Genomic DNA, 11,635 nt, shown 5'->3' on the forward strand with positions numbered 1-11,635 from the left:
GTTAGTGACAAACAGCCGGCAGCCTGGTCGCGAATGCAGGGCGAACGAGGTCGACGCGCGACAGCGGCTCGTTCTCCCGTTGAGGGGGCCGACGCGCTGCGGGCTCGCCGAATAGGCTTCGACAATGAGTGGCGTGCTGAACCGTCCGCGGGACGTGGTGAATCCCCTTCGCCAGCTCACGATCGACCAGCTTCGGCAACGGACGAGCCTCAAGTGGCGGGAGTACCCCGACGACGTACTGCCGCTCTGGGTGGCCGAGATGGACGTGCCGCTGGCCGAGCCGGTGGCGCGCGCGATCACCGACGCCGTCGCGCGCGGCGACACCGGTTACCCGGCCGGCACGGCCTACCCGCAGGCGCTCGCGGAGTTCGCCCGGCGGCGGTGGGGTTGGGACGGGCTGGCCGTGGAGCGCAGCGCGCTGGTGCCCGACGTGATGCACGGCGTCGTCGAGGCGCTGCGACTGGTCACCGAGCCGGGAGACGCGGTGGTCGTCAACTGCCCGGTCTACCCGCCGTTCTACGAGTCCCTGGCGCACGCCGACCGCCGGATCGTGGAGGCGCCGCTCGGCGAGGACCTGCGGATCGACCTCGGCGCGCTGGAGGACGCGTTCCGGCGGGCTCGCGCGGGCGAACGCCCGGCGGCGTACCTGCTGTGCAGCCCGCACAACCCGACAGGCGTCGTGCACAGCGCTGCCGAGTTGACCGCCGTGGCCGATCTGGCCCAGCGGCACGGGGTGCGGGTGGTCGCCGACGAGATCCACGCTCCGGTGGTGGCGGGGGGAGCGCGGTTCGTGCCGTACCTCTCGGTGCCCGGCGCGGAGAACGGCCTGTCGCTGATGTCCGCCTCCAAGGGATGGAACCTGGCCGGCCTGCGCGGTGGGCTCCTCGTTGCCGGCCCGGCCGCGGCGGGGGACCTCGCCCGCGTCCCGATCGGGGTCAGCATCGGCACCAGCCACCTCGGCGTGATCGCCCACACCGCGGCCTTCCGCGACGGCGGCGAGTGGCTCGACGCCCTGGTGACCGGCCTGGACGACAACCGGCGGCTCCTCGCCGCGCTGCTCGCCGAGCACCTGCCGGCCATCCGCTACCAGCCCGGTCAGGCCACCTGTCTCGCCTGGCTCGACTGCCGCGCCCTGGGCCTCGGCGACGACCCCGCGGCCGTGTTCCTCGACCGTGGCCGGGTGGCGCTGAACTCCGGTACGACCTTCGGCACCGGCGGAGGCGGTCACGTCCGACTGAACCTGGCAACCTCGCCGGAGCTGATCACCGAGGCGGTCCGCCGAATGGCCCTCGCCGTCGGGTGAGACGACCGCGACGTCTGCGCACCGGAGGGTGCTCGTGCTACCGGCGCCTGCGGGCGTCGGCCTCGGTGTCGAGCAGGTCGTTGAGCGTCAGCGCTGAGTTGATCAACGAGAGGTGGCTGAACGCCTGGGGGTAGTTGCCGATCTGCTCCCCGGTCGCGGCGATCTCCTCGGCATAGAGGCCGAGGTGGTTGCTGAAAGTGAACATCTTCTCGAACGTGAGTCGGGCGTCGTCGAGGCGGCCGGAACGGGCCAGCGCCTCGACGTACCAGAAGGTGCACATGTTGAAGGTCCCCTCGTGGCCAGGGAGACCGTCGGGGGAGTGGACAGGGTCGTACCTGTGCACCAGGCTGTCGGAGACCAGCTCACGCTCGATCGCGTGCAGGGTGGACTGCCACAGTGGGTCACTCGGCGTGACGAAACCGACCGCCGGCATGGCGAGTAACGCCGCGTCCAGCACGGTCTCGCCGTACGCCTGCACGAAGGTGCCGCGACCCCTGTCGTAGCCGCGGGCCATGACCTGGTCGTAGATGCGGTTGCGTTGCGCCGTCCAGCCGGCGATGTCGCCGGGCCGGCCGGTCCGCATCGCGAGGCGGACGGCCCGGTCCAGCGCGACCCAGGACATCACCCGCCCGAAGGTGTAGTTGCGGGGGTGGTGACGGCTCTCCCAGATGCCGGCGTCGGCCTGATCCCAGTGGGTGCAGAGCCAGTCGACAAGTCGGACGGTGCTCTTCCACACCTGGTGCGAGACGCGGATGCCCTGCTCGTCGGCGAGATGCATGGCGTAGAGCGCCTCGCCGTGGATGTCGAGCTGGAGTTGGTCCGCCGCGCCGTTGCCGATCCGGACCGGCCGCGAGCCGCGGTAGCCCTCCAGGTGGTCGAGGACCTCCTCGTGCAGGTCGGAGGACCCGTCCACCCGGTACATGATCTTCAATGGATCCTGGAGGTCGCCGGCCTCGCGGATCCGCTCGTCCAACCAGTCCATGTACCGGCTGACCTCCTCGGTGAAGCCGAGGCCGAGCAGCGCGTGCACCGAGAACGACGTGTCCCGCACCCAGGTGTAGCGGTAGTCCCAGTTTCGGGTCCCGCCCACGAGTTCGGGCAGCGCGGCGGTGGGCGCGGCGATCATCGCGCCGGTCGGGGCGTACGTCATGAGTTTCAGCGTGATGGCGGAGCGCTCGACCATCTCCCGCCAGCGGCCGGTGTAGCGCGAGCGTTCCAGCCAGCGCCGCCAGTAGTCCCGGGTCCACTCGAACATGCCCTGGATCTCTTCCGCCGGGATGACCCGCGGCTCGGTGGCGCCCGTCTCCAGGACCACCCCGCCCGTGTCGCCCTCGTTCAGGGTGCCGTACGCGACGAGGTCGCCACCCTCCAGGCGGACGTCGCCGTGTTCGGAGATCAGCCGCCGGGTGGGGTCGACCGGGTTGAAGGTGAGCGATGCCGTCCGGCCGCGAAAGACGTAGCCGTTGTGGTGGCGCTCCAGCTGATGCTCCTCCCGGGCGTAGTCGAACCGCGGCCGGCACTCCACCCGGAAACGCATGCTGCCCCGGACCATGGTGACGATGCGGACGAGGCGGTGCGCGTCGGTGGCCCGCTCGCCGGTGACAGGCATGAAGTCCATCACCTCGGCGACGCCGTCGGCGCTGATGAACCGGGTGATCAGGATGGGCGTGCCGGGGAGGTAGAGCTGTTTGGTGACGTACCGCACGTCGTGTGGGGCGATGCGGAAGTAGCCGCCCTTCTCCTTGTCCAACAGCGCGGCGAAGATGCTCGGCGAGTCGAAGCGCGGCGCGCAGAACCAGTCGACAGTCCCGTCACACGTCACCAGAGCGGCGGTCTGCAGGTCGCCGATGAGTCCGTGATCCTCGATCGCCGGATAGCTGTCCACGTCTCTCCCCGGTTCGGCTGCGTCCTGCGCATCGAACCTAGGTGGAGAACTGTCGGCTTCAGGCGAGATTCATGTTCAGCCACCCTGTCGAACACGTGCGGGCGGCTCGCGCTCAGTCGCGCAGTAGCGGCAGCAGGTGGTCGCCCTGGCGTCCGATCTCCGGAAGGTAGGGCGTGTCGGACAGCACGAAGTGCGTGACGCCCAACGCCTGATACCTCCGCAGCGACCTCGCCACGTCCTCGGCGGAGCCGACCAGCCAGGTGGTGCCCGCCCCGCCGCCGCCGTACCTGCCGGGAGCGGTGTAGAGATTGTCGTCGAGCACGTCGCCGCGCGCGGCGAGGTCCAGCAGCCGCTGCTGACCGACGGCGGCCCGCCAGGTCCGGTCCCGCGTGGCGACGCCGTTGCCCGCCGCCATCCGCGCCACCTTGGCTTCGGCGTCGGCCCAGGCCTGGTCGGTGGTGTCCCGCACCAGCGTGGTGATCCGTAGCCCGAACTCCAGCGGGGCGTGCTCACGTCCCAGCTTCTCGCCGAGCAGTCGGAGACGTTCGATCCGCTCGGCGACGCCGTCGAGCGGCTCGCCCCAGAAGAGTTGGACGTCGGCCTCGGTGGCGGCCACCTCCTCCGCGGCGGGGGAGGCGCCGCCGAAGTAGAGCCGGGGGTGCCGGCGCTCACCGCGGACGACCGGCCGCAGCGCCACGGTCGAGTCGCTGACGCTGAAGTGCTCGCCCCGGTAGGTGACGTTCTCCTCGGTCCAGAGCCTGCGGACGAGCTGGAGGAACTCCCGGGTGCGGGCGTAGCGGTGGGCCTGGTCGCCCTCGCCGTCGCCGTACGCCGCCAGGTTGTCCTTGCCGGAGACGATGTTGATCAGGACGCGGCCGCCGCTGAGGTGATCGAGCGTCGCGGCGGCGGAAGCGAAGTTGGCGGGCCGCCAGTAGCCGGGCCGGATCGCGATCAGCGGCTGGAACGTCGTCGTCCGGGCGGCAAGCGCGCTGGCGACCGTGAAGGTGTCGGGCCGGCCCCAGCCGGTGCCGAGGAGCGCGCCGTCCCACCCGTGCTCCTCCAGGGCGCGGGCGTGGCTGGTGAGGGTCTGCAGGCTGTTGTGGTTCTCGACGACGTCGTCGCCACGATGGCCGGGGTCGACCTGATTCGGGATGTACCAGAGGAATTGAGCGCTCATCAGCGACGGCCTTCCTGAGAAGAGGGAACCGGGCGGGGCGGCGACGCGCCGCCCCGCCGAGGAGCAGGGTCAGTCGAACAGCCGGGCCGCGTTGCGAACGGCGTGCGCGGCGACGTCCCGGCCGAGCCGGACGCCGGCCTGGTCGGCAGTACGGGTGTGGATGCCCGACCACACGCGGGCGTCGAGGTTCTCCTGGGTGGGCCGATGCCAGTCGGTGTAGGTCCGGGTGACGCCGGGTTGGGTGGGGCTGGTGATGGCGTACGCCTCCCGTGCCCGCGCCCCGGTCAGGGCGGTGAGCACCCCTTCGGCGGCACCGGCGTAGGTGTTGTGCCCGCTGGGATAGTCCGGGTGCGCGGGGGTGTCGTGCAGCGGCGTCCAGCCGGGGTCCCCGTCGGCCCGGATCGCGGTGACCGGCCGCCAGCGCAGGTAGGCGTACTTGGTGTCGGAGGTCGCGATCTGGGTGTCGACGAGTGCGACGTGGAAGACGGCCACGAGGCTCGCCCGCCCGGCGGTCGATCGGGTGGACTGGGCGAGCGCGGCGCGCAGGATGCCTGTGTAGAGGGTCAGCGAGGAGCCGAGCCAGAACGTCGCCGTGTCGGTCTGCCGCGGTGTGCGTACCGTGCTGTCGGCGGCGCCGTACGCGCGGACCTCGGCGAGGTCGGCACGGTAGCGTGCCGATCCCAACGCCGGCGGCGGCCCGAGCCGGTACCGGTCCGCGCGGTCGAGCAGGAACGGCGTGGCGTACCGGCTTCCGGCCTGTTGGGCGGCCGTGAAGCTCGGTGGGGTGGGCTGCCAGATCCCCGGTGCGGCCGGGGGAGCGGGGTACGGCGTGTTGACCGAGGCGGGATCGAGCCCGTCGCCGGACCGCTCGGCGACCAACGAGCGGGCTTCCCGCTGGCCGGCGGCGTGGCCGCGATCCTTGGCGCGGCCGTCGGGGATCCGGTCGAGCGTGGTGCGTAGCGCCGCGTCGAGCGTGGGCGTGGCGTCCGGGACCAGGGCGCTCAGTGCGGTGTGCACGGCGGACGCCAGCGCGGCGTCCTGGTAGGCGGGCGAGGCGGGCGCCCTCCGGACCGCGCGGGCCGCGGCGAGCCAGCTGATCGCCCACGCGCGGTTGTTGGTCACCTGCGGGCGGGTGCCGGTCGCGACGGCGGCCGCGGTGACGTCGTACCACTCGACTGTGGTGTCGATCGTGGTGGCGGCGGTGGCGGCGGTGGCCGGCGCGGCGAGGGAGATGCCGACGGTAAGCGCGGCGGCGGCGATCCCGGCCGCGCCGCGGCGCCAGCCACGACTGGTGAGCAGGGCCATGGTGGGGGTTCTCCGTTCGGAGGTTCGTGGGGTGCGCATGAGAGGCGTCGGACCGCCGCTCACCGGGTCACGGCGCCAGGCGGCGTCGACGACCCGCCGCGACGGCGGTACGCCGGATCGGTGAGCGCGGGCGGCTGGTAGCCGGCGTCGGCCGGGTTGAGCGTGGTGCCGGGTGCGACGATGGCGTCGATGCGGTCCAGCACGTCCGCGGAAAGCGTCACCTTCGTGGCACCGAGCTGGGATTCCAGGTGCGCCAGGGTCCGGGGCCCGATGATCGCCGAGGTGACCGCCGGGTGCTCCAGGACGAACGCGATCGCCAGGTGGATCAGGGACAGCCCGGCCTCGTCGGCGAGGGCGGACAGCTTCTCGACGGCCGCGAGCTTGGCCGCGTTGGCCGGCAGGCGCGGATCGAACCGGGCCGGGAGCCGGTCGGCGCGGCGGGAGATCGGGGCGTCGAGCCCCGCGTGGTAGCGCCCGGACAGCCAGCCGCCGGCCAGTGGGCTCCACGGGATCACCGCCAGGCCGTGGCGCTGGGCCACGGGCAGGACCTCACGCTCCACACCACGGGCCAGGATGGAGTACGGGGGTTGTTCGCTTACCACCCGCTCCCGGCCGCGCCGCTGCGCGATCCACTGGCCCTCCACGATTGCCGACGGTTCGAACGTGGAGGTGCCGAGGTAGCGGATCTTGCCCTGGCGTACGAGGTCGGTGAGGGCGCCCAGGGTCTCGTCGAAGTCGGTGCCCGGCTCCGGCCGGTGCGCCTGGTACAGGTCGATCCAGTCGGTGCGCAGCCGGCGCAGGCTGTTGTCCACCGCGCGGATGATCCAGCGGCGGGAGTTGCCCCGGTGCTGCGGGTTGTCGCCGACCTGGCCGTGGAACTTGGTGGCGAGGAAGACGTCGTCGCGCCGCCCGTCGGCGAGCGCCTTGCCCACGATCTCCTCCGACTCGCCGTCGGAGTAGACGTCCGCGGTGTCGATCGAGGTGATGCCCTCGTCGAGTGCCCGGTGGATGATCCGGATGCCGTCCTCGTGGTCCGGGTTGCCCCGTTGACCGAAGTTCATCGCCCCGAGCGTGAGCGTGCTGATCCGTACGCCGGTGTGCCCGAAGGGCCTGTGGTCCACCATCGATCGTCCTCTCCAGGGAATTCAGCGGGCGGTCGCGGCGAGCTGCCGCGCGTACTGGTTGGCCGGGCGGGGCAGGCCGTAGTGGTCCCGCAGGGTCGTGCCGGTGTACTCGGTACGGAACAGTCCTCGGCGTTGCAGGAGAGGCACGACGTGGTCGACGAAGGCTTCCAGCCCGGCCGGCAGCACCGGCGGCATGATGTTGAAGCCGTCCGCCGCGCCGGCGCGGTACCACTCCTCGATGGCGTCGGCGACCTGCTCGGGGGTGCCGGCGAAGGTGCGGTGACCGCGTCCGCCGCCGAGCCGGCCGATCAACTGGCGGACGGTCAGCCGTTCCCGCCGGGCCAGCGTGACGATAAGCGTGTACCGGCTCTTCGCGCCCTCGATCTCGTCCTCGCTGGGCAGGTCGGCGGGGAGTTCCTTGTCCAGGTCGAGGTCCTCCGGCGCGACCCGCAGGGTGGTGGCGAGCTGCTGCCGGGCGTACTCGGGTTTGATCAGCCGGTCCAGCTCCTCCTCCAGCGCCCGGGCCTCGGCCTCGGTGGCCCCGATCGCCGGCACGATGCCCGGCAGGATCTTGATGGTCTGCGGATCGCGGCCCGCCTGGGCGGCGCGCTGCTTGAGGTCGCGGTAGAAGCTCTGCGCCTCGGCGAGGGTCTGCTGGGCGGTGAAGACGGCCTCGGCGTACCGGGCGGCCAACTCCTTGCCGTCCTCGGACGACCCGGCCTGCACCAGCAGCGGGTAGCCCTGCGGTGAGCGGGGGACGTTGAGCGCGCCGGCGACGCGGAAGTGCCGCCCCACGTGCTCCGGCGGATAGAGCAGGTCGTCGTCACCCCACCGCCCGGCCTCCTTGTCGCCCAGCGGAGCGCGGTCGTCCCAGCTGTCCCAGAGCTTGCGCGACACCTCGATGAACTCGGCGGCCCGCTCGTACCTGTCGCGGTGGGCGGGCAGCCGGTCCAGGTTGAAGTTGCGGGCCGCCTGCTCGCCGGCAGTGGTGACGATGTTCCAGCCGGCCCGGCCACCGCTGACGTGGTCGAGCGACGCGAACCGGCGGGCCAGGTTGAACGGCTCGTTGTACGTCGTCGAGGCGGTCCCGATCAGCCCGATGTGGCTTGTCGCGCCGGCCAGGGCGGTGAGCAGCACTGTCGGTTCGAGGGTGCCGCCCGGCCGCCTGCCGATGCTGTTCCACAGCACCGGGCTGTCGGCGAGGAAGAGCGAGTCGAGTTTGCCGCGCTCGGCGATGCGGGCCAGGCGCGTGAAGTGCGCGACGTCGGTCTGCGCGAACGGGTCGCTCTGCGGCAGCCGCCAGGCCGCCTCGTGGTGGCCGACACCCATCAGGAACGCGTTGAGGTGCAGCATGGTCATCCTTCCGTCGGGTCGACGCCGAGCGCCCGCAACAGGGACTCCCGGTAGGCGAGGAACTGCGGCTGCCGGTGCGAGCGGGGCGTCGGCAGGTCGATGGCGAGGTCGATCGCGATGCGGCCCGCGTCGAGCAGCAGCACCCGGTCGGCGAGCGTGACGGCCTCGTCGACGTCGTGCGTGACGAGCAGCACCGCCGGCCGGTGCCGGGTGCACAGCTCACGCAGCAGGCCGTGCATGCGCAGCCGGGTGAGCGCGTCAAGCGCGCCGAACGGTTCGTCGGCAAGCAACAGTTCCGGCTCCGACACCAGGGCCCGGGCCAACGCCACCCGCTGCTGTTCGCCGCCGGAGAGCTCGGTGGGCCAGGCCCGTTCGCGGCCGGTGAGCCCGACCTCGGCGAGGGCCGCACGGCCGCGCTCGGGTGCGTCCGGCCCGCGCAGGCCGAGGACGACGTTGTCCAGGACGCGCTGCCACGGCAGCAGCCGGGCGTCCTGGAAGACGACCGAGGAGTTCTCCGGTACGTCGACGACGCCCGCTCCCCTCCGGTCACCGTCGAGGCCGGCGAGCGCCCGCAGCAGGGTGCTCTTGCCCGAGCCGCTGCGCCCCAGCAGCGCCACGAACTCCCCGGCGCCGATCTCCACGTCGAGGTCGTCCAGCACGATCCGGTCGCCGAAGCCCCGCACGAGTCCCTGGACCCGTACCGGTCGGGTCCCGGTCAGTCCGCCAGCGTGCGTCGCCATGACAGCGTCCTCCTCTGCACGAGTCGGACGAGGCCGTCGGACAGCAGCCCGAGCAGCCCGTACAGGACGAGCCCGACGATGATCACGTCGGTCTGGCCGTACTGGCGGGCCAGGTCCATCATGTAGCCGATGCCGCTTGTCGAGTTGATCTGCTCGACGACCACGAGGGCCAGCCAGGCGCCCACGACGGCGAACCGCATGCCGAGCAGGAAGCCGGGGAGCGCGCCGGGCAGCACGATGCGGCGCAGGAAGACGGCCCGCGACAGCCGCAGCGAGTCGCCCAGTTCGACGTACCGGCTGTCGATGCTGCGCAGCCCGTTGTGCGTGTGGATGTAGACGGGCACCAGCACGCCAAGCGTGATGGTGGTGACCTTCATCTGTTCACCGATGCCGAGCCAGAGGATGAGCAGCGGCACCAGCGCGAGGGCCGGGATGGCCCGCTTGATCTGGATCGGGCCGTCGAGGATCGCCTCGCCCCACCGACTCAGTCCCGCGACGAGGGCCAGCAGCACGCCGATCACGGTGCCGAAGGCCAGGCCCAGGACGGCCCGCTGGGCCGAGACGGCGAGGTTGTCCTGCAGTCGGCCGTCCGCGATGAGGTCACCGGCCGTCGTGACCACGGTCCAGGGGGCCGAGACGGTACGCGGGTCGAGCCCGCCGGTCGCCGAGCCGACCGACCACGCCGCCAGCAGCAGCAGGGGGCCGAGCGCCGCCCCGAACGGGATGGGGCGACCCGGCGTGAGCCGACGCCTCGGCCTACCCGCGCGCGCGGGTGCCGTGGCGTGGGGGCGGGTGAGGAGGGAGGCGGTCATCGGGCGCCTCCCGCTGCGAGCGCGTCCGCGGCGACGGACTCGTAGCGCCTGTCGTACAGGTCCTCGGCCCGCAGTGGCTTGTTACCGGTCTCCTTCGCCAGCAGGTCGACGGTCTCCTGGTGCCGGGCGATGGCATCGGTCCAGGTCGCCGGGATGTCGGCCACGCCTGCGTTCTCCACAAGCCACCTGCCGTCCTCGGCGGTGAGGCCCTGGTCCTTGACGTAGTACCGCTCGATCCACTCGTCCGGGTTGGCCTCCCGCCACCGCCAGGCCCGCGCCCACGCCCCCACGTACTCCCGGATCGCGGCCGCCTTGGCCGGGTCGCCGAGCACGGTGACCGGTGCGTACAGGTGGCCGGGGTCGTCGCGCAGGCCGTGCGGGATCGTGGTGCCGCCGTCGCGGGCGTACTGCGCCGCGTAGCGCCGGATCTGCACGCCCCCGAGCGGTGCGACGTCGACCTGGCGGCTGGCGAGTGCCGTCGCGTACACGTCGCCGGTGCTCGGCAGCTCGACGAGCTTGACGTCGCGCTTGCTCAACCCGGCCTGGTGCAGGGCCCGCAGCACCAGCGCGCCCTGCGCCTGCCCGGGGCTGTACGCGATCTTCCGGCCGCGGATGCCGGCGAGCGTGGTGACGGGGACTCCGGGGGCGATGCCGAGCCGGTAGATGGCGTGGTTCAGCGGGTCCTGTCGGAACTTGGAGGCGACGATCTTGGTGGGTATGCCGGTCCAGTGGGAGTGGATCGGGGGGATGTCCGCGACGGCGCCGATGTCCAGGGCCTCCGCCCGGAACGCCTCCAGGGTCTGCGGACCGCCACTGATGTTGGCGAATTCCACCTGGAACGTGAACTTCTCCACCTCGCCGGAGAATTCAAGTGCCTTCTGGTGCTCCTTGTCGCCCACCACGAGTTTCGTGCCCTTCGGCACGGCCTCCGGCAGCGGCGCGCCGGCGGCCAGCGCGGCCGTCGGTGTCTCGTCGCCGGCGCAGGCGGTCAGGCCCAGCGCGACCGCGCCGAGGGTGGCCGACAGGAACAGGCGGCGGTCGACATGACGTGACGACTTCACTTATGACTCCTTCGTGGACGGTTGCAGGGCGGCGTACCGCCCCATGTGGTAGAGCAGCGGGGCGCCGTCGCCGTGGCCACTTGTCACCGGCTCGGCCAGCACGATCGCGTGGTCACCGGCGAGCACCCGTTCGGTCACCCGACACAGCAGCCAGGCGACCGGCTCGTCCAGCAGCGGCACTCCGTACGGGCCGGGCCGCCAGCCGGGGTGCGCGGCGAAGCGGTCGATGCCGCTTGTCGCGAATGTCCGCGCGACCTCCCGCTGGTCGGCGCCGAGCAGGTGCACCGCGACGTGCTCCGCTCCCGCGACGGTCGGCCAGCTCGACGACGACCGGGCCAGGCAGAACGACACAAGTGGCGGGCGCAGGGACACCGATGTGAACGAGGTGGCGGTGAACCCGACCGGCGGGTCCCCGGCGGCGGTGATCACCGTGACCGATGCGGCCTGCCGGCGCAGCAGGGCACGGAAGGTGTCGGAATCGATGGGGGCGACCGGTTCGGCGATGACGGTCATGACGGTCCTCCTGGGCGAGAACGACCAGGGCGCGCGCCGTCCCCGGGCAGGCGGGAACACGGCGCGGCGTCGAGCGGCCGTTGATGGGGTCGCGGACACGCTGCGGCTCGTCGTCGAGGCGACGGCGTGGCGACAGGGAGAAGTCAGGAACGCGTGGTCAGCGGCAGCAGCCGCGCGCGGTGGTCCAGCCACGGCAACATCCCCGGGACACCGCGACCGCGGTGCCGTCGAGGGGATTCAGCTGGCTGATCATGGCTCTACGCTAACCAACTATTCCTACTGGGTAAATAGGATTTCAGACCCTGGGACGAACGCGGGGGATCCGAGGCTGTCGATGGCATGCGGCCCGGGCCGCGCCTGCG

10 protein-coding genes are annotated in these 11,635 nt (G+C 72.0%); 1 reads left to right on the forward strand and 9 read right to left on the reverse strand.

The window, feature by feature from the left end:
• The first annotated feature begins 124 nt into the window (after nucleotides 1-124).
• A complete protein-coding gene (locus OOJ91_RS00465; protein ID WP_266241265.1) occupies nucleotides 125-1,303 on the forward strand; it encodes a MalY/PatB family protein in 1,179 nt (392 codons plus the stop codon).
• A 37-nt stretch (nucleotides 1,304-1,340) separates the two neighbouring features.
• Here the strand turns inward: OOJ91_RS00465 and OOJ91_RS00470 are convergent, their stop codons facing one another.
• The 9 genes from OOJ91_RS00470 to OOJ91_RS00510 form a co-directional block, all read right to left on the reverse strand.
• Nucleotides 1,341-3,188: a glycoside hydrolase family 15 protein gene (locus OOJ91_RS00470; RefSeq protein ID WP_266241267.1), complete on the reverse strand. Its 1,848-nt coding sequence runs from the start codon at nucleotides 3,186-3,188 to the stop codon at nucleotides 1,341-1,343.
• 112 nt (nucleotides 3,189-3,300) lie between these two features.
• Nucleotides 3,301-4,365, reverse strand: a complete 1,065-nt coding sequence (locus OOJ91_RS00475) for an LLM class flavin-dependent oxidoreductase (RefSeq protein WP_266241269.1) — start codon at nucleotides 4,363-4,365, stop codon at nucleotides 3,301-3,303.
• A 69-nt stretch (nucleotides 4,366-4,434) separates the two neighbouring features.
• A complete protein-coding gene (locus OOJ91_RS00480) occupies nucleotides 4,435-5,670 on the reverse strand; it encodes a vanadium-dependent haloperoxidase (protein ID WP_266241270.1) in 1,236 nt (411 codons plus the stop codon).
• Nucleotides 5,671-5,729: 59 nt separating this feature from the next.
• The gene (locus OOJ91_RS00485; RefSeq protein ID WP_266245214.1) at nucleotides 5,730-6,791 is read right to left on the reverse strand and encodes an aldo/keto reductase; all 1,062 of its coding nucleotides are present in this window, start codon (nucleotides 6,789-6,791) and stop codon (nucleotides 5,730-5,732) included.
• A 24-nt stretch (nucleotides 6,792-6,815) separates the two neighbouring features.
• Nucleotides 6,816-8,147, reverse strand: coding sequence for an LLM class flavin-dependent oxidoreductase (locus OOJ91_RS00490; protein WP_266241272.1), 1,332 nt, complete (start codon nucleotides 8,145-8,147; stop codon nucleotides 6,816-6,818).
• 2 nt (nucleotides 8,148-8,149) lie between these two features.
• Nucleotides 8,150-8,887, reverse strand: coding sequence for an ABC transporter ATP-binding protein (locus tag OOJ91_RS00495; protein WP_266241274.1), 738 nt, complete (start codon nucleotides 8,885-8,887; stop codon nucleotides 8,150-8,152).
• Nucleotides 8,863-9,699 (reverse strand): ABC transporter permease, encoded by an 837-nt coding sequence (locus OOJ91_RS00500; protein WP_266241276.1) that lies wholly within the window; start codon nucleotides 9,697-9,699, stop codon nucleotides 8,863-8,865. The genes OOJ91_RS00495 and OOJ91_RS00500 overlap by 25 nt, the downstream gene beginning before the upstream one ends.
• A complete protein-coding gene (locus tag OOJ91_RS00505) occupies nucleotides 9,696-10,760 on the reverse strand; it encodes an ABC transporter substrate-binding protein (RefSeq protein ID WP_266241278.1) in 1,065 nt (354 codons plus the stop codon). Before OOJ91_RS00505 ends, OOJ91_RS00500 begins: the two co-directional genes overlap by 4 nt.
• Nucleotides 10,761-11,273 carry a flavin reductase family protein gene (locus tag OOJ91_RS00510; RefSeq protein WP_266241280.1) on the reverse strand — a complete coding sequence of 171 codons (513 nt, stop codon included), beginning with the start codon at nucleotides 11,271-11,273 and terminating at the stop codon, nucleotides 10,761-10,763.
• Nucleotides 11,274-11,635 lie beyond the last annotated feature (362 nt).

Source organism: Micromonospora lupini, assembly GCF_026342015.1.
GTDB classification, from domain to species: domain Bacteria; phylum Actinomycetota; class Actinomycetes; order Mycobacteriales; family Micromonosporaceae; genus Micromonospora; species Micromonospora lupini_B.